Consider the following 26725-nt stretch of genomic DNA (forward strand, 5'->3'; position numbering starts at 1 on the left):
AATGATCAAACCTAATCTACGGCCATTACTGGGTTGCATTGCAGATGATTTCACAGGAGCAAGTGATTTAGCAAATAACTTAGTTCGTGCAGGAATGCGAACCATTCAAACAATTGGTATACCAGCAGAATCACAAAAACTGAATGCAGATGCGATCGTCATTTCTCTCAAATCTCGAACCATTTCTAAACATGAGGCCATCAAACAGTCTTTACAGGCATATGAATGGTTAAAAGTACAAGGTGTTGAACAATTTTATTTTAAATATTGCTCAACCTTCGATTCAACACCACAGGGTAATATCGGCCCAGTTACAGAAGCCCTAATGGATGAAATTTTCGGAGAAGGTAAAGGCTTCACAATTGTCTGTCCTGCATTCCCAGAGGCCAAACGAACCATATTTAATGGTCATCTTTTTGTTGGAAATGAACTTCTTTCAGAAAGCGGAATGCGAAATCATCCACTTACTCCGATGACTGACGCAAATTTAGTTCGAGTCATGCAAGCACAAACACAACGTGTTGTAGGCCTAGTAAATTATGATTCTGTACGCGCTGGTCCTGATGAAATTCGGGCCCGTTTCCATGCGCTTCAAAATCAAGGTATTGGGATTGCTGTGGTTGACGTCACCTGTAATCAAGATTTGGAGTCTATTGCTCTTGCTACTGCGGATATGCCTCTTGTTACTGCAGGCTCAGGTCTTGCAATTGGTCTACCAAATAATTGGCGGATTCGAGGTTTATTCGATTTAAACGATAGCTCTGACATGCTTCCTCCAGCTTCTGGCTATCAAGCAGTGATTTCAGGTAGCTGTTCACAGGCCTCCAACGCGCAAGTCCGAGACTTTTGTCAAAGGGGATTACCTACTTTTGTGATCGATCCGCTTGCAGATGTATCTCATGTGAATATTGCACAACAAGCGATTGCGTTAGCAGAAAAACATCTGAAGAATGGTCCAATGCTTTTTTATACCACTTCACAGCCTGATATTGTGAAATCAATACAAGAAAAATTGGGAGTAATTAAGGCAAGTGAGCATATTGAAAAAATACTCGCAGAGATTGCTAAGGGCTTGGTTCAAAATGGCGTTCGCCAATTGGTGGTCGCCGGCGGGGAAACCTCAGGCGCTGTTGTACAAGCATTAGGAATTAAACAGATGACCATCGGCCCACAAATTGATTCGGGGGTGCCATGGATGTCAGCAAGCTCTCCTTGTTGTCATGATGAGACTATTCATTTAGCCCTAAAATCTGGAAACTTTGGTTCTATCGATTTTTTTACAAAATCATTTACACAGCTATCGAACTTACATCATGAATGAATCACAAGCCCGTGCAGAAATATGTAGGATAGGCACATCTCTTTATATGCGTGGCTACGTGCATGCTAGTGCAGGCAATATTAGTGTTCGACTAGATGATGGAAATATTTTAATTACCCCTACGGATGCCTGTCTTGGTAATTTAGTCCCCCAGGAGCTTGCACTGATTAATTCTGGTGGCGAGCAAATCAATGGATCCCCAGCCTCAAAAACGGTATTACTGCATCGTGGTATTTACTCAGCAAATAATCAAGTGTCTTGCGTCATTCATACTCATGCCAGCCATTTAGTCAGTTTGAGTATCAGAGGGATCTGGAATGAGGCGGATATATTGCCCCCCATTACTCCGTATTACGTCATGAAGGTTGGTCACATCCCTTTTATTAGCTATCGACGCCCTGGTGATCCCGAGGTAGCTACTATGGTGATTGAATGCATTAATAAAGCTATTAAGACAGGAAAACCGATCCGAGGTGTCTTGCTTGACCGACTTGGCCCTGTAGTGTGGCATCAATCACCCTCCATGGCTAGTGCTGTTCTTGAGGAGTTGGAGGAAACCGCTAAGCTTTGGTTGATGTCAAATTGCCAGGCAGCGCCACTTAATGATGAACAGATTGAAGTTTTACGAAGTACATTTGGTGCAATTTGGTAAACCGATTGCAATAAATTAAGGTAAACCACTAGCTAATGGACATTTATTTAATGATAAAAAGACATATCTCTCTAAATTAAGGAATCACTCATGCGCTCCTTGCTGATTAGTTTTTTTGTTTTCTTACTTAGTTTTGCTCCTTTTACTGCGAGCCATGCACAAAACTATCCCAATCGCGCTATTAAGTTAGTTGTACCCTTTCCGCCGGGCGGCTTAATTGATAATGCAGCACGTTTGATTGGCCCAGAACTCTCAAAAGAATTGGGTCAACCCGTGGTGATTGAAAACAAACCAGGAGCGGGTGGTAATTTAGGAGCAGCCGAGGTTGCTAAAGCAAGTCCGGATGGCTACACCCTTTTAATGGCCTCTGCTCCTCTGAGCATTAGCCCTGCTCTATACAAGACCCTGCCCTACAACCCAGCCAGTATTGAACCCATTGCGGTTCTGGGACAGCTTCCCAATGTCTTATTGGTCAACCCAGAGTCGGGTATTAATACTGTTGCAGATTTGGTCAAACGAGCAAGGGCAAACCCTGGAAAACTTAACTATGCCTCCAATGGTAACGGCACTTCACTGCATCTTAGTGCCGAGATGTTAAAGAACCAAGCGGGGATCTATGTGGTTCACATCCCGTATCGTGGCTCGGCATTTGCGAATGTTGGACTAGTATCAAAAGAGGTAGATTTTATGTTTGATAACTTACCACCTGCACTTGGTCTGATTAATGGTGGTAAGTTAAAGCCTCTGGCAGTCACTACTGCCGCCCGTAACCCCGCCCTTCCCAATGTGCCAACCATGATTGAAGCTGGATATCCTAATTTCGAGGTCTCAGCATGGTTTGGTATTGCTGCTCCTAAGGGTATCCCTGATAGCGCCAGTCAACGCCTGCAAGCCACTTTGGAGAAAATTGTGGCACGCAAGGAAACGATAGAGGCAATCTCCCGTTTAGGTGCTACTGTCACCTTCATGAATGCGCAGCGTGCTGCTCAATTTATGAAAACCGATACTGATCGCTGGCGAAAGGTAATTGACTACGCCAAGATCCAAATGGATTAGGCAAACCTTTAATGCACAAAGGGGGTCAGATGACCCCCTTTATTCTTTGATGGCAATCATTTATTACCCAATAAAGCCAAATGCAATCCCAGACCCTGGGTTACTGTCGAACCTACGTACCCTAAACAACTAATCTGCTAGAAAAAATGCTGTAAAATAATGGATTATTCCCTGATAGCTCAGTCGGTAGAGCGACGGACTGTTAATCCGCAGGTCCCTGGTTCGAGTCCAGGTCGGGGAGCCAAATTCAGTAAGGCTTACAGCTTAATTGGCTTGTAAGCCTTTTTTGTTCTCTATCTCTAGACTACGTATAGACTACATTTAGCAACTCTAAACCACGTCTAAATTTATTGTCTTAGCTAATTCAACATGGGGGGGGATGGGGATAAGGTCGCTAATCCTAAATTATGGAACTACTTACCCACATAAAAAAGTTCATAAAGATTTAATTAATTAAGAGCTTATTTGATTGGATCACCTTTTTAATAAAGGTTCAATTTACTATTTGGTTTCTCAAAAACTCCCAATATGGATGTCCCCCACGGAAACGATAAGTGATGACCCAATGGCGTTTCTGCATAGAACACAGCTTTGAGCACATTGTTGATGATTGGATGAGGCGTCTTGTACTCCTCTTTATAGAGTTTTGCCATTTGCTCCTCATTAAGCTCTTTAGGGCGGGTTTTACGGGATAGCCAGTACAGCGGACTGAGAAAGAACATGAAATAGCGCGCATCTTTGAGGATTAGTCCACTATTCTTTGCCAGTTCCTGATACTTTCGTTTGTCATAGCGACGCACGTGCTTTACAAACTCATCGTTGTACGACCAAAAGAAGTCAAGCGCTGGGGTCGCCACAAATAGCTTGCCACCAGGCTTTAGTGCTTTAGCCGCTTCCCGCATCACAGTGACATCATCTGGGCAATGCTCAATTACATCCAATAAGTAAGCCGTATTCCACTGCTCCTGCATTTGTAAATCCATCAGGTCAACGTGATACAGGTCCACATCCTCATCTAATACCCCTTTGGCATTGAGGAGCGCTACCCGGGAGGAATCCGCCAGCGCCAAATCGGTTAATCGATTAGGGATTGTTTGAGTAAGGTATTGCACCCAGCCGCCACATCCCCCACCCAAATCAATGGCTGAGAAGTTTTCTGATGCTTGATGACGCTTTAATGACTCTAATAAAAAACGATGGCGCCCTAGATACCAAAAATGCTTGGATTGCATTTCAAATAAATGAGCAAACTGATCTTCAACAAATTCATCATTTCGATGCGTGACTGGTTTTTGTGGCACATAAATACCATCGCTATCTTGGTAATACATAAACATCCCCATACCGATTTCGCACCCTATTCGGTGCAGAACTTGGTTTCTTGAGAAACCGCCCAGAATGGAGGTGAACAACCCGCTAAGGGTTTAATGCAATGAAATGTACTTTTTAGGGATTGCCACCATCCATTGGCTTACCTAACGCGGTAAGCGCTTAGATGAAGTGGCGATGGGGTGGCGCTAAGGCCGGGGGTGGGAACTTGGGGTTAAGAAATGAAAACGGGACCAATAAGGTCTTGGCAAACGAAACACGCCGAATAAAGGGTCGATCTTTTAAGACTAAAAGGACAACTGCAACAAAGGCAACAACAAAAGTAGTGTCGAGAAAATGCTTACGAGCATCGGGAACGGTCACTGCATACGAATCCGGGATTGGCTCAGGACTGCCATCATCTAAGAGTCGCGCACTATCAAATGCACTCAAACCAGACATATGAAATCCGGAATCGTTATCTCCAGCGATATGCGCATGTAAGAACGGAGAGATGCACTTGAGGAAAATTCCCAAGAACAAGAAAACTATTAGAGTCGATCGATTGAATTTAAATCGCATCATTGCATTTTAATTGATGTGAAAATCTCTAATAACCACTGAAAATAACAGGTTTTAGTCTTGGTATGGGATCGGCTGATTGAGAAATATACCTGCGAAATAGCAAGAAATCGCTGATTATCAAAGACCTCTAAAGAGAGGATAAGCATCAATTGCCCTTATGAACCCCACTAAAGGGAGACGATGAGGAACATTAGAGATATAACTATGATGTGCTACCGCATGCACAGATAAGGCTAATCTCATAGATTCTCTATAGAGACAGTAGCTACTAAGTTGGTATGCTTTTTAAATACTTTTAACATTACCTGCTTTGCTATGTCCTGCTGCGATGGCTTCACAAGCAATCCATCATGAATAGGTAAAGCTAGGATTCCTTGGCTATTTAGCTCCAACAGAACATCAATCAGGATCTCGCTTTCTAGGAACATAAACTTCATGCCATTGGGCTTTCCAAAGAGATGCTCAATTGGCTTATGAAAGCTCTTAATCTCCTCGATAAGCCTCTTTTGGACATCCTGATCTTTGTAGTAGTCACGGACTTTCTTGGGAACTGACCAATTCTTGGCATCGGGGCTGTTCAGCATGATATTAATGAGCTTTTTAGTCGCTTCTCTAGCCCATTCCCTGCGAGGTATGAGATACCCATCATCAAAGTGAATGGGGGCTTTGGCAAGGCTATAAGCAAGCCTGACAGCCATCTGACCATAGTCTAGAGTGACTACCCATTCATCATCGATCATTACATCTCTCAGGTCTTCCGATTTCATAGATATCCAGAATCCACCATACAGTCGACCGCCTTCCTCAAAACTACCGTTATTGAAGATTCGCTTTAGCTCGACTCGGGAGTCATCAATATCCTTATTACCGTGGTAGCAAATATCAGCCTCTCGTAAAAAGGCGTTGATCTGCTCCATCTCGTCACGGTATTGCCTTGTGAGAGGGGTTTCCTCATAGCGAATTAGCTTGCCCTTGGATTGACCTTCAGCTTTTTTATCCCTTAGTTCAATAACATTCTTAGAATGCTCAAGAGTCAGGTCGTTATAACCTAGCTGCCGCTCTTTTATTCGAGTTATGAGCCGTTTTCCAGCCCAAAAAGTAGTCACTTGACCCTCGTTTCTATCACCCGCCTGAAGCTCTAAAAATGCCATTACTGGGGATGATAGATTCTTGAGATTTTGAGAAATGGTGTTATTTAGGATGTTCGATTGAGCATCTTTTCTCCCCAAGTGGCGATTAGATAGGCTAATGGCAATGCGTTTATTCGCTCCTGTGAGGTAACGGTGAACCGCCTCACAAACGATAGTCTCAATTTGCCGCTGAAATATCTCGAAGTCCTTCTTTTTCCTTGCTCTTTTTCTTAACTGATCATGAGCCTCATGGCTCATCAATTGATGAATTACATCAGCAACCAAATCCTTCGCAGAGGCTGATTTAGCCATTCTTAGGGGATTGAAGAACCGGTCTCTTTTTGTCATAAGAAATAGCGGGAAATTCGCTTAATTCAGAGATAAATAAAAGCTGCTCGAGGGTGCTTTCTCATGCCACATTCATCTCTATTTTGCTGAGATGATTAACTCTCTCGCTTAATGGTTTTAACGCAGATGGTTGGGCGAAATCTATTCATAAAACAATGGCGTGAGTTGCTAAGACAGTCATTGTTGAAACCTTTAATCATGAATCCTCACGCCACAAAGAATCCTTCTCGTCTCGCTCATACACTAAATCAGCGTTAGGGGAAGATGGCTTTGGCTCTTTGGATTTAATTTGATTCAAAGGTTTCCGATCCTCCTTTAACCGATGTTTAACAGGACGATATAGCGACCTTCCGAGAACTTCGACATCACTCATGAGTCTTAATGATCCTTGTTGTTTGATCCACGGCTACCAAAGATAATGATCAGCAGCGTAGCTATTCCGACTCCAGAAAATATTAGCCCAAGTGTTACGCTTGTAATTTCCATATATTCATCTCCATTAAGTAGTGATTGATGATCTAGATTAGCACTTCTTTGACTTGTAAGCTAAGTTAGCGCCTTCTTCGCTTTTTCCATTTATAGGCTTCACCAGTAGGAAGTTTGCCGTCGATAATGCCATCCACTCCAAATTTGCCAGCCACCTCTGAACCATTGAATTTAATTACTACAAATTCGCCCAATTCCTTCGCCCAAGCCATCGCTTGATCAAGAGTTTCAAATTCATAGGTATCTAAGTTGTGATGTACGGTGATCATTATGGTTAAGAAGATCAATCGTAAGACTCTTCAAACAGTCCATTCTGTATATCCTCAAGGATTCCAAGATGCCTTTTCCATGTCTTTTGAATATATCCTGCAGTAACACCCTTCCTCTTATGATTTAAGACTGCGCCAATTGCATCTAGGTCATATCCAAGATCTGCGGCTACTGTTGCAACTGTCCTTCGCAAGTCATGAGCAGTAAATTCAAATCCAATCTCACTGGAAAGACGGTCAAATGTTCTACTCGCACTAGTTGGCTTCTTAGGATCAAGCGGACTGGGGAATATATATGGACTTTGCATGCTTTTGGGTTGAGAAGCCCTGTATTCAAGCCTTCTGCTAATCATTGAGTAAATGGCATTTGTCATCGGCAAGGTATGTTTTTGATGGTTCTTTGTATCCAAGACCGTAAAGAACCTATCAGTTATAGACACCTCAGACCATTTAAGGAGTCGAGCTTCATCCAACCTAAGTCCTGTATGAATTAATAGCCAAGCAAGATCAGCATCTTCCTGATTGATTGAGCCTGCATATTGATAATGCGAAGATTGGGTAAGCTGCTCAAGCAATGCCTGTCGTGCCTTGTTGTCTAAATACCTTTCTTTAGGTTGTAACGCACGCCTTAGTTTTTTATCTTTAAGAACAAGAACTGGATTTCCTTGTGGTATTAGCTTCTCGCCTGCAGCATCATCTGAAGCAAATGAATTAAATACTGCGGAAAGGTAACGAAATGCTCTTTGCGCCTCTCCTAAGCCTACTTCATTTGGAGTCTCATGGACATTCAATCCCTCCTTTCGTCGCCTGGCGGCAACCCTTTCCTTCTTTTGAGCAACCTCCTTCTTAATCGCTGTAAAACGTCTCAGGATATCGTCCCGAGTAATAGACGCCAAAGGCTTTCGATACCAATCTCCGAATCGCCTTTGGAGGGTTGATAAGGCATCTTTCCTGGTTTTTGGCTTCCAATGCGCTAGTTCAGAGTACTGCTCAATCGCCTGCCCGAGAGAAAAGCCTCTTGCCTCAGCAACCTTTTTAGCTTTTCTTTGCTCCTGATTTGGATTAATACCCTGAGATAGCTTTGCTAATACAGGTTTTGCCAACTTTCTAGCTTCGGCAGGAGTTATGTAGTTAGCATTTCCAAGCGTAACGGTGACAGGTCCTGCGCCTTTTACTCGTGCCTTGACTGCCCAAACATACTTACCACCCTCTCTTGCTCGGCGATAAAGACCTGGCAATGATTTGTCTTTAATCCAATCCAAAAGACCTCCGAATTCAGACCACAATTAGACTACAATTTGGTCTAGACTACATTCAGACTACATCAATGTCAATATTGAATATAGCCTTATAAGCCATTATTTATATGGTTTTATTAGAAACTCTATTATGGATATATGGCTGGTTTTAAGACTGTTAATCCGCAGGTCCCTGGTTCGAGTCCAGGTCGGGGAGCCAAATTCATAAAGGCTTACAGGTTAATTGGCTTGTAAGCCTTTTTTATTTTCTATTGGGCGTTACTAAGACCTACGGTCATTCCGCCGCAGACGTAATGGATTTGTCCAGTAATAAATCCAGCACGATCATCCAATAGTGAGGCTACTGCATGCGCTACATCTTCGGGTTGTCCCATCCGCTGAACCGGAATACTTTGCAAAATCTTAATTGTTTTTGGAGCATCTGGAGGATTGCCGGAAGTAAAGAGCTCTGTAGCAATAGGTCCCGGCCCAATCGCATTGACCGTAATGCCATATTGAGCCATCTCTAGTGCCCAGGTTTTGGTCATCCCAATCAGGCCAGCTTTACTGCCTGCATAAACGGTTCGTTCTTCTTTACCAAGGGCTGCTCGACTGGCAATGCTAACAATGCGTCCAAACTTGGCCTTTCGCATTCCAGGAAAAAGATGTTGAGTTAAAAGCATCGGAGCTCTTAAATTAATTGCCATCACCGCATCAAAGTCATCAACCGTAGTCTGCTCCAATGCTGCTGGACGAATAATTCCTGCATTGTTCACTAAGCGCACAATGGGTTGGCGTGCTAGAAGTTGAGGTATTAGATTATCAATTGCCTTCACATCGGTTAAATCAATTGGATGAAATACTTCATCCTTCAAAAGCGTCTTTGGCGCCTTTTGATCTAGGTTAATCACGCGATAGCCATCCTCGGTTGCCCGGGTTGCAATCGCTCGCCCTATTCCTTGACTTGCACCGGTGATTAAAACAAGATTATTGATGTTCATTGATTATCCTTCGGAATTAACGATTCGCCGTTAATGCACGACACATCGCACGTTGATCACTATTAGTAATGAAACCGCATTGACTTTTATCGTTCCCGGCAAGCGCTCGGCACATCGATCTCAAATCACTATCATTGATAAATCCACATTGGCTTGCATTCTTCTCTGCAAGGGCTCGGCAAAGGGATCGATAGTTCGCTTCTTGAATAAACCCGCACTGGCTGGCATCTTGTGCAAACACGGGGCCTGAAAATAATGCTAGCACGATGAATAGGCGTCTATATAGCGTCATTGATTTATGATCATTTTCACGATATCGTTGAATCATTCTAATTGAAGATTCATGCACCATTGACCATTTGGAGATAAATATGATTCGATCACAAATCATTCATGGAACAACAGCCATTAGCGCAGTGATGCTAATTTTGATTGCTCCAAGCTATGCGCAAGATACCAGCAATGAACAACGCATGATTGATCATTGCCGTCAACGCCATCCGGAGATGAGTGTTGATCAGTGTCGCTCCATGTACCAAAATATGAAGAACATGACCCCTGAGCAACGCGTTGAACGGTGCAAACGCAATCACCCTGAGTTATCAGCCGAGGCCTGCCAGAAAAAATACGGTGGCTCAACCTAGCGTTGCGCTAGGATTTGCCTGGCAATCGTCTCTGCAATCAGCATCACCGGTGCATTGGTATTGCCCGATGTAATGCAGGGCATCGCTGAAGCATCGATGACTCGCAAGCGTGCTACTCCGCGTACCCGACACTCGGAGTCCAAGACGGTATGGGGATTATCGACTTGTCCTTGAGCATCGACCTTCCCCATGGCGCAGGTACTGACCGGATGAAAGATTGTGGTTCCTAAATCGCGTGCCGCATGTTCTAGGTCTTGCTCACTTTGCAATTGAGTACCCGGCAATACCTCTTTGGGGGCATAGGGCTTTAGGGCATCACTGCCCATAATTTGACGGGTGATTCGGAGACTATCCACTGCAACCTTTAAATCCTCTAGGGTTGATAGATAGTTACACTGGATTTGTGGATCAATCTGGGCATCGGCCGATTTAGCCCTCACCCAACCGCGTGAGCTGGGTCGTAGGTTACACACACTTGGTGTAATCGCATTAAAGGGATGTAATGGTTCTCCAAATTTAGGCAATGAGAGTGGCTGCACATGCCATTCAATATTTGCCGTGGGTTGCGATGGGTCACTTTTGGTAAATGCGCCTAAAGTAGAAGGCGGCATCGTTAGTGGGCCCGTTCTCTTGAATGCATACTCCAAGCCCATACCGATTCGGGTAAACCAATTTTTATAGAGGGTATTGACGGTCTTACAGTTCTCCACCTGATACACGGTGCGGATCTGCAAATGATCTTGCAGGTTCTCACCCACTCCTGAGAGATCCACCTTCGTTTTAACTCCGATGGCGTCGAGGTGGTGGTGCGCCCCAATTCCAGAAACTTGTAGGAGTTGAGGTGAGCCGATCGAGCCAGCCGACAGAATGACTTGGTCCTTCGCATGGGCAGTAACTCGCGATCCTGCATGCAACAGATCGAGGCCACTTACTTCCCAGGCAGCGCTATACCAGGCGTTCTTTTGTTGCTGTGGATTGTTCTGAGTTTGGAGTTGAGTGGGAATGAGATTGAGTTGCAAGACCTGCGCTTTGGTCAGAATGGTGAGGTTCTGGCGGTGGCGAATCGGATGAAGATAGGCATCGGCCATTGACCAACGCACTCCCTTCTTTTGGGTCATCTGAAAATACGCACACCCTTCGTTATCGCCGCGGTTGAACTCCTCGATGGCAGGAATACCCTGCTCCTGTGCAGCTTTGCGCCAAGCATCGAGGATCTCCCACTGCACCCGCGGCTGCTCGACTCGCATCTCTCCTTGATCTCCGTGCCAGGTATTGGCTCCAGCGAAGTAGTTCTCCAGGGATTTATAGGTCTTTAGGGTGGCATCCCATGCCCATCTAGAATCCCCGGTTAACTCAGCCCAACGGGCATAATCACTCGCCTGACCGCGCATATAGATCATGGCATTGATCGATGAGGAACCACCAATTACACGCCCTCTCGCATAATGAATCGAGCGTTGATTTAAGCCAGGATCGGGTTCGGTTTTGAAGCACCAATCGGTTCTTGGATTAGCAATCGTGTAGAGATAACCGACAGGGATTTTGATCCAAAACCAATCGTCTTTACCACCTGCCTCGAGCAATAAGACCCGGTGCTTAGGGTCTGCTGAGAGGCGGTTTGCCAAGAGGCAGCCTGCGCTGCCAGCACCTACGATGATGGTGTCAAACTCGAGTGATGCTGGAATGCTCACGGTAGAAAGATGAATTACTTCTTTTGACGTCGTTCTTGAATGGCTTTTAATACAACTGGGGTATTGAGTTGCTGATCAACCATGTATAAAGCCCCGCCATAATTAGCTTGCAGATCATAGCCAGAAATACCAACGGTATAGAAAGTTACATTTGGATTAAACGAGCGGATCGTGCTGCTTGAGCCAGCAGAAAAATTGGCTTCGATATCAAGACCCATTTGCTGACCATCAACAGTAGTAAGAATAAATTGTTCGATGGCATCTTGGGTCTTAAAGATAATAATTTGGTATTGCTCTTGGTATCCAGCGCCGAGACCCTCACCGGTTTTCATATCGCGCATGAAGACGGGTTGGTCTTTATAGCGCTTGTCGTATAGAACCCCCTCGCCGCGCGCCACCACCACCAAGATGACGTTCACATTCGTGGTATTGAATACGGCATAACCTGCTGCGCTCTCAATATCTTTACGAACCTTGGGGTCTTGCTTCAATAGAAGATTTAAGCCCGTCTCTGCCATTTTGATGGTTGCTTGGCGCTTTTGATGAATTTCAGCCGGCGTCAAGGGTTTACCATCCTTGCCGGTCGATTGGCATGCAATCAAAAATAAGGGGCAAAGTACTAAGGCAAGGTAATGGATAAAGCGCTTGGATAGATTCATGGGTATTGAGCTAAATTCGTAATAATCCATTGATTTTATAGGTCAATCAATGCATGGGGCTATTTTCTAGGTACCATACTCGATAATTATTGCTAAATCTACATACTCTCGATTGCTCGCCATGACACTTCGCTACCTAAGCCTTAGTTTCCTGATCCTAGTGACATCGCATTCAGTTGCCCAACCCAAGCATGGCCATGCCCATGAGCATGGCAAGGGTCGGTTAGAGATCAGCGTGAATGCGAATCAGGCAATTGGCAAACTCAAGATTCCTCTTGAAGCACTCGTTGGTTTTGAGCGTGCACCTAAGACCGAAGCCGAGAGCAATGCCATCAACACCATGAACCAGAAACTGCAGAACCCAGGTTCATACTTTGTAGCAAATAAAGATGCAGAGTGTTCGCCTAAATTAATTAGTAGCACCATCGTGCGCGATCAAGCGGGTAAGCATGCAGATCTGGATTATCAGTTTGATCTGAACTGTGCCAAGCTTGCCTCACTCAAACAACTTAGCATTGATCTCTTCGCAGAATATAAGCGTCTGAAAGAGATTCGGGTGGAGTCGGTTGGACCTTGGGGTCAAAAATCGGTAACCGCTAAACACGATTCCAGCACTGTTCGCTTTTAAGTGACTAGCTCGCCCCACTCCCTCGCAATTGAGGTCAAGCATCTTGAGTTTGCTTGGCCTGGGCAGCCTCCACTTTTTACCAACCTATCGTTCTCGATTAGTCCCGGGAAGAGTCTCTTTATCTCGGGGCCATCGGGGTGTGGCAAAAGCACTCTATTAAATCTACTTGCTGGCGTCATGCCACCCAAGCGTGGTGAGATCTGGATTCATGGCGAACGCCTACAGGATTTAAGCCGTAGTGCGGTCGATCGCTTGCGTGGTGAGGAGATGGGTTTTATCTTTCAACAATTTAATTTAATTCCCTACCTGAGTGTGGCCGATAATATTTTGCTCCCAACGCATCTTTATCCCGAGCGTCGTCAGGCTGCGATTGCAGAGTTTGGTTCTTTGGATTTAGCCCTCACGCATTTATTGCAACGCTTGGGTCTTGCTGCAGAGCTCCTCACTCAAGCAGCGCATCAACTCTCAATCGGTCAACAGCAGCGCGTTGCTGCAGCACGAGCATTTATTGGACGTCCCTCGATTGTGATTGCGGATGAACCCACCTCTGCGTTGGATTGGAAGAACCAAACTCAACTCATGGATTTGTTTCTGAGTCTTGCCCATGAACAACGTACCGCTTTAGTCATGGTTAGTCACGATGAGCGCTTGAGTGAGCATTTTGATGAGCGCATGACCTTGGCCCAAAAGGTGGCCGTCTAATGGTTTGGTTACGGATCGCATTCTTCAGTGCGCTAGCTCGCAAAGGTGGCTTATTGATTATGGTGTTATCAACAGCCATCTCGGTAGCGATCCTACTTGGGGTCTTCAAGATCCGCGATGACACCAAGACCAGTTTCTCCAATGCCATCAGTGGTGTGGATTTAGTCGTGGGTGCCAAAGGAAGTCCCACCGAGCTTATTTTGTATAGCGTGTTTCATATTGGTCGAGCGACCAACACCATTGCCGCTTCCTATGAAAAGTCCCTCATGGCCATTAAGCCCGTTGCTTGGGTAGTTCCTGTGCAACTGGGGGATAGTTTTCGTGGATATCCTGTTGTAGGAACGAGTATTGAGTTCTTTACTCGGATTAAGGCTCAAGGTCGGCATCTCGAGTTATCCGAAGGTAAGGCGCTGACCGATCCCACACTCTTTGAAGTAGTTTTGGGCGCCAACGTGGCCAAGAACACCCAACTGAAGCGAGGTGAACAAATTGCCATTACTCATGGATCAGGTACTGGCCCCAAGCAAGATCACAGTAACTCGCCCTTTCGGGTTGCGGGGATCTTAAAACCCAATGGCACACCCATCGATAACGCGGTGTTCATTTCCACCAATGCCTTTGATGCTCTGCATGACATTGAGGAAGGCGGTATCCAGTTTGCCAAACTCAATCCCGATTCTCAGGTGAGCGCCTTCTATGTGGGACTCAAGGATCGCGGTGGCGTGTTCTCAGTTCGACGTCAGATCGATGCCTTACCCAACGCAGGTCTTATGGGGGTCATGCCAGGAGTTGCCCTAGATGATTTATGGTCGACCATGGAGGTGGCCGAGAACGCCCTCTTAATTATTTCTTTAGGGGTATTGATTACTACCATCTTAGGGATTACCGCCACCCTATTGGTCTCACTCGAGAACCGGCGTCGTGAGTTGGCAATCTTTCGGGCGATTGGAGCTAAGCCCTATCAACTATTACGCCTCGTGCTATTTGAGGCACTCTTGATTAGCCTAATTGGTATTGCATTAGGTTGGCTGCTATTACAGATCGCGATCCTTTTATCGGCCGACTACTTCCGCACCTCCTGGGGTGTGGTCACCAGTATCGGACTGCCAACCACCCATGATCTGATGTCGTTACTGGCTCTGGTGATTGTGGTGCTTCTGTGTGCCTGCATACCTGCCATCAAAGCCTATAGAATGGCACTCAACGAAGAGTTAAATCCGCCATCCACATGAGACGATCTTTCTTACGCATATCGAGTGCCGGTCTCCTTGGTCTCGTTCTCGGCACACACGCACTCAAGGGTGAGGCAAGCACCTATAAAGAGATTGAGTGGGACGATCTGATGCCCGAGGGTTGGCGCAAGAAAATGATCTTGGAGGTCACGCGCATGCGCCGCTACGGTAGCTTAATGGATGGTGATCCCAAAGCCGATGAGGCGTACGCACGCCTCAAGAAAGCCTGGGACACCGCACCACCTTCAAAGGTCTATATTGGTAAAGCCATTCGGATACCGGGATATGTGGTGCCACTCGATGCCGAGCGGATGCAAAGCAGTGAGTTTTTATTGGTCCCCTACTTTGGCGCCTGCATTCATTCGCCACCACCTCCAGCCAATCAAATTATTTTGGTTAAGCCTCCCAAAGGTTCAAAGGTACGCACCATGGATGCCATTTGGGTTGAAGGTGTTCTGAGCGAAGGCCGATCCTACTCGGAGATTGGCAGCAGCGCCTATGTACTCAATGCCGATAAGATTACGCCCTATCGTTGATTGATTACCTTACTTGCTTTACAAAATAGCAACACCATCACAATAGCAGCAACGAGCTCGGCGCTGACAAATCCGAAGACGTCAGCTGGGGCAATACCCACAAAGGTATTGGTAAAACTTCTGGCTACAGCAACTGCAGGATTAGCAAAGAAGGTTGATGACGTGAACCAGTAGCCCGCGGTGACAGTGAGCGCCACCAACATCGGCACCCTATCTTTCGCCCCTTGATCCCCAATCCGAATCACCGAGAGCAGGACAAGCGTTGAGATCAACTCACTTACCCAGATACCAACCCCAGTTCGCGCCTTGGTCGATTCTTGCAAAATCGACAGACCAAACATCAGGTGCGTTACCCAGATACCAGCAATCGCACCACTGAACTGACATACCCAATAGGTAAGTAACTTGTTGAGATTGAGATGCCCCAGCTTCCAAAACATCAGGCTCACCACAGGATTGAAATGCGCACCTGAGATGGGCCCTAAGAGGACGATTAAGACATAGAGCCCAGCTCCCGTTGCAATACTATTACCAAGTAAGGCCACGGCTGCATTGCCATTCGCGAGGGTCTCGCCCATGATGCCGCTACCCGCCACAATCGCGAGCAGTAATGCGGTGCCAACGAACTCGGCGACGTAGGAGTTCATGAGGCTTTGTGGTGGATGTCTTTCAGAACCATCGAGTCGAGTTTCTCAAGCGACATGCTGGCTAATAAATCAATGCGCTTTTTAAGTCCGTTCTTGACATCAATAAAGGCAAGGCGCTTCTCCACATCCGTACCGCTTACTTGCGATGGATCAGGGAAACCCCAATGTGCGGTAGCAGGATTACCTGGCCAGATCGGACATACCTCACCGGCCGCGTTATCGCAGACCGTGATAATGAAATCCATCTTAGGGGCATTGGGCAAACCAAACTCATCCCAGTTCTTACTGCGTAATTTAGATTGGTCATAGCCCATCTCTAAGGCCAACTCCTTAGCAAAGGGATTGACTTGCGTACCTGGGGTTGAGCCCGCAGAGTAACCAACAAAAAGTCCACTAGGATGAGTGGAAGCTAGCGCCTCACCAAGTACTGAACGAGCGGAGTTATGGGTGCACAAGAAGAGTACGTTGTATTTTTTCATGGGCATACGACCTTTTTCTTGAACTTGGAGTTGCTACACGATTGTCCCTGGCAGCAGTTATCCAATAAGAAACCACTTAAATCCTCAATCAAGTTGGGATTAGGGCGATAAATGAGGTTTCGGCTTTGACGTTCTACCAACAGCAATTTCGCATTGAAAAGTTCCTTGAGATGAAAGCTCAAGGTTGCATTAGGGATACCCAACTTCTCGATTAGCTGACTGGGAGTCAAGCCAATATCCCCACGTTGCACGATCAAACGAAAGATGTTGAGGCGAGTCTCCTGCCCAAGGGCTAGGAGGACTTGGATAGCATCATTATTTTTCATATTTCCAATTATATAGAAATATATGACAAGTTTGTGACAAAGGTAAAAATAAAGCGCTCAAATCAAACTTATAAAAGTAAAATTACAAATGAGGAGATATGTATGAAAATGACTTGTGAAGAATCCAGGATGTCGATTAATTATTTAATTCCCAATAAAGAGACTATTGAAGCAATCCGCCAAGCTAGAGAAGAGAACCTGGAGAAATTTAAGACTATCGAAGATTTAATGAATGATCTGAATTCTAATAATCAACAGGATTAATGATCCAGAAATTAGTTATCAACAAAATCCTTGATACCAACAAACGGTGCTATTTTGCCGCTGTTGCTGTCTTCATAAACTGCGGCGATGTAACGCCCATCGAAACATAAATACTGGTAAGTTCTTCCATACCAATCTCGGCAGGACTCACCCAATCAATCGGCACATAGAGTAAGCCGCCCCCGATTGGTACCGGCGCGGTTGGCACAATCACTGCATAGCAGGCTTGCTCTTTCACCATCACGGCTTGGGGGGATGAGAGCAAAGCCAGAGCGGATACACCACCTGAACCACCAAAATGAACCCATACTGGGCGCATCGTTTTGAGTTCTTCATCATCCCGCTTGGCAACCAAGCTTACAAAAGTGTGGATAGTGTCATAGACCGTTCGGACTATGGGTATCTTACGAACGATGCCATTAATGATGGCTGAAAATCCCTTTTGCAAGCCCTTCTCAACCAACAGACCCAAAAACAGCAAAGATAGGATCACTATTGCCAAACCAACCACATAACCGACCCACTCTAGGCCGGCAATGCCTAAGCCCATCTTCGCCATCACGCTGCCCACCGCACTCGAAGGTCCAAGCCAACGAATCACAATGCCCACCACAAAGACAATTAGCAGAGCGGTGGCAATCAGAGGAAAAGCCGCCAAGAGGCCGGTTAGGAATAGGCGAACGAATTTGGATGAGCCGGGTGACATAATCTAAGAAGTGTAATTCAGGAAAGTTCCAATACAGTCTTTACTTCTCAGCAGGAAATAATGCCTGTGACAAGATAAACATGACTGCGGTACTCCAACCAAAAGAGAGTAGCCCCGAGACTGCCATGATCACAGATAACAACTGCCATTGGGTTGGTAACGGGTCTGAAATAAATCCAACGGTGGTGTACGTACTGCCTGCATACACCATCGCTTGATGTGCCATCGGAATAATGTCGGAGTAATTAAGAGCAAGACCCCAGACATAAATCTGGCAAAGATGAGATAAAAGTAATGTAAGGATGCAAGCAACAAATACGAGTTGTGCCCTTACATTCTGGTGTTGGCTGGTAAAACTGATCAGGGCTTGCTTACCCTTGCTAGTTACCACCATCACAAAGAATGCTTGAATCAAGATGCATAGAATGAGAACAAAACTTCCTAGGACAAATGCCTGGAAATTAAATACATCCTGGCCTGCAGTAATTTCCATAAGCTACTGCTGATATGACGACCAGGCATTGATATCAAAGCCACTGGCTGCACGCCATTGCTGCAAAGCTTTGGAGCCCATCGGGAAGACCAAGGGCGAGGCTAAATCAGCACGGCGCCCGCCAACAAGTTTCGTTTGATTCATCCAATAATTATTCCCCAGCGTCGTGAATTTCAGGGATACAACCTCCTCCTGATCAATTGATGCTACTTGCGGAATCTCCAAGGAGTCAATTGGATTGATCGTAAAAATACCACTTGAGCCCAAGCAACCGTTATCCACCGCGTTCGCAACTACGGTATAGGCCTGCGAGGTCTTAGCGGCGGCGTACCAGAAAATCATGGTGTTACTTGCGCTAGGATGATCAAATAGTCCGGCAGCATCTTGTAATCGCGCACCATACTGTCCAGACCAAGAGACCGGTGCCGCAATTAAATCGGCACGACGCAATGATAAGACACCCGATGCTTCTGGGAAACGGAAATCATCATTGAGCAACATCCCAATCTTTCCGATCGAGGTTTGATAAACGGGCAAATCATCCCCTGCGGCAAGGAAGGCATTCTGTGACGGATCCAGATGGGTCTGTCGGTAATGGCCAATCAACTTGCCGTCTGGTCCCAACAATACTGCCGTATGAAAATATGCTCCGTTCTCACTCTCAATAAAGGAGGCTACCAGGTGGGACTTGAGTCGTACCGCAAAGTCACTCGCAGCTTGCGTTGATTTACCCAATCGCTTTTCAGCAATGGCCTGAACATTGTCTTTTGATACCGGACCACAAAATGAATATGCTGGTAAGACGACGAGATTGGAGGTTGCTGATAGAGCTTGTATCTTTTTAATCAATCCATCACAACGATTGAGATTGCCATCAAAATCATTGGCATCAATACGGTATTGCACTGCTCTGGCTGTTACCTCGCTTGGTGACTTAGTCGCGGCTCCATCGGTGGGCGCTCGATAGAAAGCAAGGTCTTTATAGAGCTCTGGGCGCCGATGCTCGAGTGTTTTTTTCTGATCATTATTAAACTTCGCAGGATCAATCGTGCCATAGATAATGCTGGCTTTATTGGTCATGGTTTTGGAGTAATCCGTTGCGGGTGCATGCGCAATGCGCTCGCCATCGGCTTGCCAAATTGAGGCTGAGCCTCCATAAGTGACTGTAATACCAGTTGTGGGGTTGCTTTCGGCATTATTACGATCCGCCGCCACCATGGCCAAGCCATTCCAAGCAGATTGATGCTGAACTGCCGCAATGGTGGAATGTTTACTTGCAGCCTCTGCACCTAGCTCTGGCAGTACACGATCGGATGAGCAAATGTAGGCGATGATGTCGCACCCCTTCAGAGCAGCCACTCGAGCGGGCTCCCAATAGGTATCGTCATAGCAAATAATCATGGTGATACGACCAAGCTCGGTCTCAAACACTGGGTAGCCCGTATTTCCAGGAACAAACCATAAGATATCAGAGGGATTTAAGCCATTCTTGCGGTATTTACCAATAAATCCTTTGGGACCAATCAGCGCACCAGTGTTGTAGGTCAAGCCAGTATCGCGATCAATCTCTGCAATCCCAATAGCGATATAGCACTGATAACGAGCGGTGATTTGAGATAGTGCATCGGTGGTCTTACCTGGCACCGAATCCATATAGGGCAAAAATTGCTCTAGATCTCGATAGATGTAACCCGAGATCGCAGCCTCTGGCATCACAATTAGACGTGCGCCATTTTTAGCAGCCTCCTCAGCAATGGCTGCTGCAGCCGTGATGTTTTTCTCAAACTCCATGAACTCTGGATTAAATTCAATGGCAGCGACCTTAAATGGCTCTTGCATGGTATGGATCCTATTAGGCAGACATATCGTTACCCTCATTGGGCCATTTGGGTGAAGGCCACTTGCGGATAACACTGGTTACATATAACGAGGCGGTGACAATAACTGCAATTGCTGTTGCAATATAAAACGAGGTGGTAATCGTTAAACCATAAAATACCAAACTTCCAATGATGAGTGCGGTTGCAAACCAATGGGCTTGACTAAACACTGCAGAGCGATGCCCAGTTAAAGCATCTAACGCCATCCCCCCTGCAGTTGCTGTCAGTACCCCACACAGAATAATGGACACAAAGGGAACCTCATGAATGAGTGCTTTTTGGCATCCAATTGCAATCAGTAGACCAATCGCAACTCCACGAAGCACTAAATATGGAAGCTCTTGAGAGATGAAGCGGTAAAAGAAAAATGCACCCAAGACAGAGGCAAATAAAATCCAAGGCAAATAATATGGGCCCGTGATTGCAACTGGCTCCAAGCCTAATAGTAAATCACGCACCATGCCTCCAGCAGCGCCACATAAAATTCCTGCAATTAATGTTCCAGAAATCGGAACATTCCGACTACGTGCAGTAGCAGCACCATAGAGCGCAGTAGTTGACATCGCTGTGACATCGACCCACAGAGGCAATACTGGCATCAAATCAGTCATAGGGAATGGTGGAAAAGGAGTTGATCAAAATTCTAACATTCAATCGAGGTACGCATTAAGCAACGGGTACCCTATTTCAACCCAATTACCCTAAGCTGCTAGATCAAAAACAAGCACCTCCGCATGCTCTCCTTGGTTGATCTCAATGCGTGACTCGTTAGTAATCATGGCAGCATCGCCACCACTTAAGTGCTGTCCGTTTACCGTTAGTGCACCTTTGATGAGGTGAACATAAGCCTTACGGTTTGGATCCATTGCCAGCGTTGTATGCTGATCACCATCAAAGGTTCCGGCATAGAGCTTCGCATCGGCATTGATGGTGATCGAATCCTCTGCTCCATCGATGGAAGCTAAGAGGCGTAATTTGCCATCTTTATCTTGGGCTAGAATCGTTTTTTGCTCATAGCCTGGTTTGACCCCCGTAAATTTGGGCTGAATCCAAATCTGCAGAAAGTGTGTTGTTTGATCTTTGGCATAGTTGAACTCGCTATGGGTAACACCAGTCCCTGCGCTCATGCGTTGGATATCGCCTGGCGGGATGGATTTGACATTACCCATGCTGTCTTTGTGTGCCAACTCGCCTGAAAGAACATAGCTAATGATTTCCATATCCCGATGACTGTGCTCACCAAATCCAGTTCCGGGATCAATTCGATCCTCATTGATCACACGCAAATTACCCCACCCCATAAATTTAGGGTCATAGTAATTAGCAAATGAGAAGGAGTGAAAGCTCTTTAACCAGCCATGATCGGCATAGCCCCGCTCCTGCGACCTACGAATCTGCATCATTTAAATCAGGGTGCAAATAATGAAATTAATCCGCACAAACTGAAGACAATTCTAATCAGGCATATTGCGCAAAGCGGCGATACGCTCGTCCAATGGTGGATGACTCATAAACAGGCGCTTGAGTCCAGTACCCATACCCCCTGAAATACCAAAGGCTTCTAACTGCTCAGGCAAATGCGGTTCATTGATCGACTTTTGTAAGCGCTCGAGCGCCCGAATCATCTTTTGTTTACCTTCAAGGTAAGCTGCGCCGGCATCGGCACGGTACTCCCTTTGACGACTAAACCACATCACGATGGCGCTTGCCAAGATACCTAGGACCAACTGCGCAACAACGGTGGTAATCCAATAGGCAGGACCATGACCACGCTCGGTCTTAAAGACAGCACGATCAATAATATGACCAATGACGCGTGAGAGGAAGAAGACGAAGGTATTAATGACGCCTTGAATCAGTGCCAAGGTCACCATATCGCCATTTGCGACGTGACTTACTTCATGAGCCAATACCGCCTCGGCCTCATCACGGGTCATGCCATGCAACAAGCCGGTGCTGACTGCCACCAAGGAACTGTCTCGCATCATCCCAGTTGCGAAGGCGTTGATGTCTGGCGAGTCATAGATTGCTACCTCGGGCATACCAATACCCGCTTCCTTGGCTTGCCGTGCCACCGTATTAATCAACCACTGCTCCTGTTCATTGCGGGGTTGCTCAATCACATACGCACCAGTTGAATGCTTAGCCATGGTTTTGGAGAGCGCCAGCGAGATAAAGGAGCCGGTCATACCGACAACCGCTGAGAGCATTAGTAAAGAGGTGAGATCAAGGCCAACACCCTGCTCGTCCAAAACCTGGCCTAGGCCAAAGATATTGATGATGATGGTGATCACCAACATGATGGCAATGTTGGTAATGAGGAAGAGAAAAATACGTTTCATACGCAGTACTCCTTATGACAATAGATCTACGCTATCAGGAATTTCTTAAATGTGCTGAAAACGAATTGGCTGACTATTTTTAGGGGAATTATCCGTCGTGTCACCAAACTAGATAAACAAAGATCCCGAGCTGGATGAAGTTCACTACGACACTCGCGCCGTGCAAAATCCCAAATTTTTTCTTATTCCCTTGATCCGATGCGCGGTTAATCGCTGGAGTTAGTACCCATAGAGAGATAAAAAATAAGGCAGCGCACCCCGCCAACAATCCCATGCTTAAAGTGTCCGTTGCTACGAGGGAGGCGATGATCGAGACCGCTCCTAAGAAGGCGTAGTACTTTGGGAAGAAATTACGCACGTATTTACTTGCCCACTCTTGAGGCAGCACCTTAAATACTGTGGGTGCTACGGCGATGGTAAAGAACACCATGATGCCGATCATGCCGCAGACCAGATAAAGACTGAGATTAGGGTTCATCGATTTATTTGTATTTGTATTGGGTTGGACAGTAAGCCCGCAGCACATCTGGGTCACGCAGTTGCCGATGCTTGGTTTGTCGTCCTGTAACTCGGGCGCGCCACAGACGATAGGAGCTCGGCTTTAGAACACTGCGCATTAGGGCTTTGACCTCGGGCTCACTTAACTGAAACTGAGCCTGGATTGCTTCAAAGGGCGTGCGGTCTTCCCACGCCATCTCAACAATGCGCGATAACTCAGATGGATCACGTGTGCTCATCCTTTGGATTAAACACGAATTTACAAAATCAGGTACAGTCAGCTCGCATGACCCTACTCCAGAAACCGTTTCGGGCGCTTGTCATTGGCTCATCGGGGACCATCGGCTCCGCCCTGGTTTCTACCCTCCAAATGCATTCCAACTGTGCTGAGGTGATGGGAATCCATCGTGGATCGATACCATCCATTGATTACGCTGACCCAAGCACAATCGCCACAGCAGCCGAAGCACTAGCAGCCCACCAGCCCTTTGATCTGATTATTAATACCATCGGGGTTTTGCACAATCAGAACGTGTCCCCCGAAAAGCGCTTAGCGGATCTGCGTGCGGCGCAACTCCAAGAACAGTTTTTAGTGAATGCAATTGGTCCCGCACTGACGATTAGTCAGTTTTCAAAGCTCTTAAATCCTGCGGGTGGTATTTATGCCACGCTGTCAGCCAAGGTAGGCAGCATTAGCGATAACCGTTTAGGGGGTTGGTATAGCTATCGATCTTCTAAAGCGGCACTTAATATGCTGATTAAAACCGCTGCGATCGAACTCAAACGCACCATGCCTAAAGTTGCTTTAATTGCCATCCATCCAGGTACTGTGAACTCCAATTTATCCAAACCGTTTCGGGGTGAAGAAATTGGTCGTGACCCTCAGCAAGCCGCCAATGAAATCTTAGCCGTTCTACTGAAAGTCAATACCGAGGACTCCGGAACGTTTCGGTCCTACAGTGGCGAAGTGATTCCCTGGTAATTAGAGAGTCTGCTTCAGTTGCTGTGCCAAGCGATAGCCACTCAGCCAAGCACCCTCAACGGTCGAGTTCTTCAACCAATCGCCACACATCCCTACCGCAATGGATGGATCAAGGGCAAACTCGCGCTCATTGGGCTGCTCGAGTTTGGCGTAACGCCACAAATGGCTTTGGTGTAAATCGGGCTCCACTCCAGTGAGCTCCTGAAATCCTTTAATCAAAATTGGTTCGATCTCAAACTGGGTGTGATCAACGTGCGCTGCAGACCATGCGTGACTGGCTTGCGCCACCCAGGTCTCATACACGGGGCGATTGGGTTTGGAGTTATCACGCGCCAACCAAGAGAACACACTGCCTTCCACAAACGCGCCATCGAATGCTAGATGAAGAGGCTCTTTCAGATAGGCAAGCAGTGTCCAACAGGGCAGCATCACCACTTCCTGGCAAATTGCTTTTAAGTTGGCAGAGTATTTGCCAATTAAGCGTTCAGCTTGCACCGACGGAATCGCGAGTACGAGGTATTCAAATGCCTCAGGGAGTTGGCCGTGTTCTTTGGTCGTGATTTTCCAGAGATCATTGATGCGATGCACATCCACTACCGTATGTTGCGTTAGTACCTGTAGGCGGTTTGCTAAATACTTCGCTGGCGAGGTCATTGCTGGAATGCCGACATAGCGCGTTGCATCCGATGGTTTATCAACGGTATTGCCATGATTGAAGGTCACGATCCGACCTGACCATGGTTTGGCAACTTCGGCTTCTACCCACTGAGCAACTTCTTCCTTGAATAGAGCATCGCGCGCCGTGAAGTATTGGGCACCATGATCGGCTTCCCAATCGCCAAAGTAGCGATGGCTCATGCGACCACCCACGCCTTTACTCTTATCAAAGAGCGTGACTGCAAAGCCATGGGCTTCTAGCTCCCCGGCGCAGGAGAGTCCAGCAATACCAGCACCGATGATGGCAACCCGTTTTTTAGTAAGAATCATTTAATCCAACCAGCGTTTTCGATAAGAACCGTCTGCATCATATTGCGCAATTTGTTTGGCGACATTAAAGGCTCTACCACCCCGTGGATCGGTGCCATGACCCGCCACATATAGCCAGTTGCCTTGATTGCTATACACATCATAGTCAATCAGGCAGGACTCAAACCAGGCTGCGCCCACCTGCCAGTTACCGTTCATCGCATAGACCCAGTGACTCGCCACAATTTGGCGCATGCGATTGGATAGAAAACCCGTGGCGGCTAACTCGCGCATCCCCGCATCGATCAAATCAACTCCTGTCATCCCAGTAGACCACTGTGTAAAGAGTTCGGGGTCAACAGTATTCGGTGTTCGCTGACTCAATCCCTTCGGACTAAATAAACGCTTGCCGTATTTGAGCATCAGAAAGCGAAAGTAATCACGCCACAAGAGCTCAAACCAAAGCCAATAGCTGCCATCATTGGCCCCATACCGATCCTCATACCGATGGATCCGTTTTGCAATCGTGCGTGCGGAGATTGATCCGACTGCTAACCAAGGTGAAAACTTACTGGACGCATCAAATTGACTTAAGGCATTACGGGTCTCTTTATAGGAGTCTGGCAAGCGTCGCTCACAGTATTGCTCAAGGCGGGTCAGCGCTTGGGACTCACCGCCGTTTACGAAGAGCGAGGTTCTAAGCTCTGAAATCGGGTCTTGCTTTGCTAGCTTGGCTGGTAAGGGCGGAATTGATTGGGGTCTAGCAACCGGCTCAGCGTATCGCAGTCGACGTTTTTCGACCACCTGTCGAAAGTTAGTAAAGACATCGGGTAGCTCTTGAACATCCATGCCCAGAGTTTTTGGATCAAGCATTGTTGATTGCCACTGGGTATTGATGGTTAGTCCTGCTCTTTGCAGCTCCAAAATATCGGATTGCTCTTCGGGAGCGGCGATTGCCTCACAATAAATGACATCGGCACCGACCTCTATGCAAAGTGCTGGCAAGACATTCTTTGGTTCACCCTCTAGAACGAGTAGTGTTGAGCCCTTCTCTTCTAGTGATTTTTGTAAATCATGAAGGTTCTGGTGCAGCCATAGAGCGCGTTGCTTACTTGCTCGCTCAAATCCCCAAGGCGTTTGCTCTGGTTGGGGAAACACAAAAACCGGTAAGAGACTTTGTGAGTGTTGGCAGGCGTTTACAAATTGGGGATTATCCAGAAGACGCAGGTCTGCTCTAAACCAATAGATCGAACAGCCCACGATAGTGCTTTAAGTCGATTGCAGCTTAGCGTTGGGATCGACCATGCATTGCTTTTGAGCATTACGCTCAATCGCTTTGAGCCACTCCGGCTTGGCTTGATTGGTTAGTGTATTGAGTTCGCTTAATTGTTGATCATTGGCCAAATTACGCACCACACGTGCCACACACGTGCAGTAATTATTAAAGTCACCAGCCTCAAGACTTTTGTTCTTCACGTTTTGATGATTGCGCAGTTGCTGGGCAATGCAATTTTTAGCGATTGGATCGCTGCTAACGGTAGCCAAAGCTGGGCTGGATGTTATAAGTAACAGGCTACTCAATAAGGCTGTTGGGATGGGGATAGGTTTCATGGGAAGCTTCCAAAATGATGAAACCAGCATACCAAAATCCATCTG

At 46.5% G+C, this 26725-nt stretch carries 33 protein-coding genes and 1 tRNA gene; 11 read left to right on the forward strand and 23 right to left on the reverse strand.

All coding sequences use genetic code 11. From position 1 onward, the window contains the following. Position 1: 1 nt before the first annotated feature. From otnK to QUE65_RS06020, 4 genes are all read left to right on the forward strand, one after another. Entirely contained in the window at positions 2-1321 is a 1320-nt protein-coding gene (gene otnK / locus QUE65_RS06005) for a 3-oxo-tetronate kinase (protein ID WP_286280044.1), read from the forward strand. Continuing rightward, positions 1314-1973 (forward strand): class II aldolase/adducin family protein, encoded by a 660-nt coding sequence (locus QUE65_RS06010; protein WP_286280046.1) that lies wholly within the window; start codon positions 1314-1316, stop codon positions 1971-1973. The genes otnK and QUE65_RS06010 overlap by 8 nt, the downstream gene beginning before the upstream one ends. Before the next feature lie 90 nt (positions 1974-2063). Next, on the forward strand, positions 2064-3029 hold the full coding sequence (locus tag QUE65_RS06015; RefSeq protein ID WP_286280047.1) for a Bug family tripartite tricarboxylate transporter substrate binding protein: 966 nt from the start codon (positions 2064-2066) through the stop codon (positions 3027-3029). Positions 3030-3197: 168 nt separating this feature from the next. After that, a tRNA-Asn gene (locus tag QUE65_RS06020) sits at positions 3198-3273 on the forward strand. A gap of 238 nt (positions 3274-3511) precedes the next feature. On the opposite strand, the gene QUE65_RS06025 is transcribed toward QUE65_RS06020, so the two are convergent. From QUE65_RS06025 to QUE65_RS06055, 7 genes are all read right to left on the reverse strand, one after another. Then, positions 3512-4360: a class I SAM-dependent methyltransferase gene (locus QUE65_RS06025; RefSeq protein WP_286280048.1), complete on the reverse strand. Its 849-nt coding sequence runs from the start codon at positions 4358-4360 to the stop codon at positions 3512-3514. Between the two features lie 160 nt (positions 4361-4520). Next, positions 4521-4922, reverse strand: coding sequence for a hypothetical protein (locus tag QUE65_RS06030; RefSeq protein WP_286280049.1), 402 nt, complete (start codon positions 4920-4922; stop codon positions 4521-4523). A 239-nt stretch (positions 4923-5161) separates the two neighbouring features. Further along, positions 5162-6364 carry a hypothetical protein gene (locus QUE65_RS06035; protein WP_286280050.1) on the reverse strand — a complete coding sequence of 401 codons (1203 nt, stop codon included), beginning with the start codon at positions 6362-6364 and terminating at the stop codon, positions 5162-5164. Positions 6365-6951: 587 nt separating this feature from the next. Beyond that, on the reverse strand, positions 6952-7155 hold the full coding sequence (locus QUE65_RS06040; RefSeq protein WP_286280051.1) for a hypothetical protein: 204 nt from the start codon (positions 7153-7155) through the stop codon (positions 6952-6954). Between the two features lie 14 nt (positions 7156-7169). Next, positions 7170-8417: a tyrosine-type recombinase/integrase gene (locus QUE65_RS06045; protein ID WP_286280052.1), complete on the reverse strand. Its 1248-nt coding sequence runs from the start codon at positions 8415-8417 to the stop codon at positions 7170-7172. Between the two features lie 245 nt (positions 8418-8662). Beyond that, positions 8663-9394, reverse strand: a complete 732-nt coding sequence (locus QUE65_RS06050) for an SDR family NAD(P)-dependent oxidoreductase (protein ID WP_286280054.1) — start codon at positions 9392-9394, stop codon at positions 8663-8665. A 16-nt stretch (positions 9395-9410) separates the two neighbouring features. Continuing rightward, positions 9411-9686, reverse strand: coding sequence for a hypothetical protein (locus QUE65_RS06055; protein ID WP_286280055.1), 276 nt, complete (start codon positions 9684-9686; stop codon positions 9411-9413). A gap of 79 nt (positions 9687-9765) precedes the next feature. Between QUE65_RS06055 and QUE65_RS06060 the strand changes: the two genes are divergently transcribed. Continuing rightward, the gene (locus tag QUE65_RS06060) at positions 9766-10038 is read left to right on the forward strand and encodes a hypothetical protein (RefSeq protein WP_286280056.1); all 273 of its coding nucleotides are present in this window, start codon (positions 9766-9768) and stop codon (positions 10036-10038) included. On the opposite strand, the gene QUE65_RS06065 is transcribed toward QUE65_RS06060, so the two are convergent. Both QUE65_RS06065 and QUE65_RS06070 read right to left on the reverse strand, forming a co-directional pair. Further along, entirely contained in the window at positions 10035-11729 is a 1695-nt protein-coding gene (locus tag QUE65_RS06065; RefSeq protein ID WP_286280058.1) for a GMC family oxidoreductase, read from the reverse strand. The two genes, QUE65_RS06060 and QUE65_RS06065, sit on opposite strands and share 4 nt — an antisense overlap. Positions 11730-11743: 14 nt before the next feature. Next, positions 11744-12388 (reverse strand): lipid-binding SYLF domain-containing protein, encoded by a 645-nt coding sequence (locus QUE65_RS06070; RefSeq protein WP_286280060.1) that lies wholly within the window; start codon positions 12386-12388, stop codon positions 11744-11746. A gap of 121 nt (positions 12389-12509) precedes the next feature. Between QUE65_RS06070 and QUE65_RS06075 the strand changes: the two genes are divergently transcribed. From QUE65_RS06075 to QUE65_RS06090, 4 genes are read left to right on the forward strand one after another with little or no spacing between them, the layout of a single operon-like run. After that, on the forward strand, positions 12510-13016 hold the full coding sequence (locus tag QUE65_RS06075) for a ZrgA family zinc uptake protein (RefSeq protein WP_286280061.1): 507 nt from the start codon (positions 12510-12512) through the stop codon (positions 13014-13016). Then, positions 13017-13718, forward strand: a complete 702-nt coding sequence (locus tag QUE65_RS06080; RefSeq protein ID WP_286280063.1) for an ABC transporter ATP-binding protein — start codon at positions 13017-13019, stop codon at positions 13716-13718. Further along, positions 13718-14950: an ABC transporter permease gene (locus QUE65_RS06085; protein ID WP_286280065.1), complete on the forward strand. Its 1233-nt coding sequence runs from the start codon at positions 13718-13720 to the stop codon at positions 14948-14950. Before QUE65_RS06080 ends, QUE65_RS06085 begins: the two co-directional genes overlap by 1 nt. Continuing rightward, positions 14947-15486 (forward strand): DUF3299 domain-containing protein, encoded by a 540-nt coding sequence (locus QUE65_RS06090; protein ID WP_286280066.1) that lies wholly within the window; start codon positions 14947-14949, stop codon positions 15484-15486. The genes QUE65_RS06085 and QUE65_RS06090 overlap by 4 nt, the downstream gene beginning before the upstream one ends. Here QUE65_RS06090 and QUE65_RS06095 read toward each other — a convergent pair. Genes QUE65_RS06095 through QUE65_RS06105 form a run of 3 tightly spaced genes read right to left on the reverse strand, consistent with a single transcriptional unit; the run spans position 15477 to position 16938 of the window. Then, on the reverse strand, positions 15477-16133 hold the full coding sequence (locus tag QUE65_RS06095) for an aquaporin (RefSeq protein ID WP_286280067.1): 657 nt from the start codon (positions 16131-16133) through the stop codon (positions 15477-15479). The genes QUE65_RS06090 and QUE65_RS06095 overlap by 10 nt on opposite strands. After that, a complete protein-coding gene (locus QUE65_RS06100) occupies positions 16130-16618 on the reverse strand; it encodes an arsenate reductase ArsC (protein ID WP_286280069.1) in 489 nt (162 codons plus the stop codon). Before QUE65_RS06100 ends, QUE65_RS06095 begins: the two co-directional genes overlap by 4 nt. Next, positions 16609-16938: an ArsR/SmtB family transcription factor gene (locus QUE65_RS06105; protein WP_286280071.1), complete on the reverse strand. Its 330-nt coding sequence runs from the start codon at positions 16936-16938 to the stop codon at positions 16609-16611. The genes QUE65_RS06100 and QUE65_RS06105 overlap by 10 nt, the downstream gene beginning before the upstream one ends. Before the next feature lie 102 nt (positions 16939-17040). Between QUE65_RS06105 and QUE65_RS06110 the strand changes: the two genes are divergently transcribed. After that, positions 17041-17202 (forward strand): hypothetical protein, encoded by a 162-nt coding sequence (locus tag QUE65_RS06110; protein ID WP_286280073.1) that lies wholly within the window; start codon positions 17041-17043, stop codon positions 17200-17202. 49 nt (positions 17203-17251) lie between these two features. Here the strand turns inward: QUE65_RS06110 and QUE65_RS06115 are convergent, their stop codons facing one another. The 8 genes from QUE65_RS06115 to QUE65_RS06150 form a co-directional block, all read right to left on the reverse strand. Then, positions 17252-17908, reverse strand: coding sequence for a DUF502 domain-containing protein (locus tag QUE65_RS06115; protein ID WP_286280075.1), 657 nt, complete (start codon positions 17906-17908; stop codon positions 17252-17254). 40 nt (positions 17909-17948) lie between these two features. Continuing rightward, positions 17949-18401: a hypothetical protein gene (locus QUE65_RS06120; protein ID WP_286280076.1), complete on the reverse strand. Its 453-nt coding sequence runs from the start codon at positions 18399-18401 to the stop codon at positions 17949-17951. Positions 18402-18404: 3 nt separating this feature from the next. After that, positions 18405-20240, reverse strand: coding sequence for a nitrilase-related carbon-nitrogen hydrolase (locus QUE65_RS06125; protein WP_286280078.1), 1836 nt, complete (start codon positions 20238-20240; stop codon positions 18405-18407). A gap of 13 nt (positions 20241-20253) precedes the next feature. Next, positions 20254-20892, reverse strand: a complete 639-nt coding sequence (locus tag QUE65_RS06130; protein WP_286280080.1) for a TRIC cation channel family protein — start codon at positions 20890-20892, stop codon at positions 20254-20256. Between the two features lie 90 nt (positions 20893-20982). Beyond that, entirely contained in the window at positions 20983-21684 is a 702-nt protein-coding gene (locus tag QUE65_RS06135; RefSeq protein ID WP_286280081.1) for a pirin family protein, read from the reverse strand. 51 nt (positions 21685-21735) lie between these two features. Continuing rightward, the gene (htpX, locus tag QUE65_RS06140) at positions 21736-22623 is read right to left on the reverse strand and encodes a protease HtpX (protein ID WP_286280082.1); all 888 of its coding nucleotides are present in this window, start codon (positions 22621-22623) and stop codon (positions 21736-21738) included. Between the two features lie 100 nt (positions 22624-22723). Continuing rightward, on the reverse strand, positions 22724-23101 hold the full coding sequence (locus QUE65_RS06145) for a DUF4149 domain-containing protein (RefSeq protein ID WP_286280083.1): 378 nt from the start codon (positions 23099-23101) through the stop codon (positions 22724-22726). Positions 23102-23105: 4 nt separating this feature from the next. After that, a complete protein-coding gene (locus tag QUE65_RS06150) occupies positions 23106-23360 on the reverse strand; it encodes a TIGR03643 family protein (protein WP_286280085.1) in 255 nt (84 codons plus the stop codon). Between the two features lie 47 nt (positions 23361-23407). Between QUE65_RS06150 and QUE65_RS06155 the strand changes: the two genes are divergently transcribed. Further along, entirely contained in the window at positions 23408-24103 is a 696-nt protein-coding gene (locus QUE65_RS06155; protein WP_286280086.1) for an SDR family NAD(P)-dependent oxidoreductase, read from the forward strand. Here QUE65_RS06155 and QUE65_RS06160 read toward each other — a convergent pair whose 3' ends face one another. From QUE65_RS06160 to QUE65_RS06170, 3 genes are read right to left on the reverse strand one after another with little or no spacing between them, the layout of a single operon-like run. Then, positions 24104-25090, reverse strand: a complete 987-nt coding sequence (locus tag QUE65_RS06160; protein ID WP_286280087.1) for an NAD(P)/FAD-dependent oxidoreductase — start codon at positions 25088-25090, stop codon at positions 24104-24106. Further along, positions 25091-26329, reverse strand: a complete 1239-nt coding sequence (locus QUE65_RS06165) for a DASH family cryptochrome (protein WP_286280089.1) — start codon at positions 26327-26329, stop codon at positions 25091-25093. Between the two features lie 9 nt (positions 26330-26338). Next, positions 26339-26680: a hypothetical protein gene (locus QUE65_RS06170; protein WP_286280090.1), complete on the reverse strand. Its 342-nt coding sequence runs from the start codon at positions 26678-26680 to the stop codon at positions 26339-26341. Between the last annotated feature and the right edge of the window lie 45 nt (positions 26681-26725).

Origin of the sequence: Polynucleobacter sp. HIN8 (genome assembly GCF_030297615.1) — a bacterium.
Classification (GTDB): Bacteria; Pseudomonadota; Gammaproteobacteria; order Burkholderiales; family Burkholderiaceae; genus Polynucleobacter.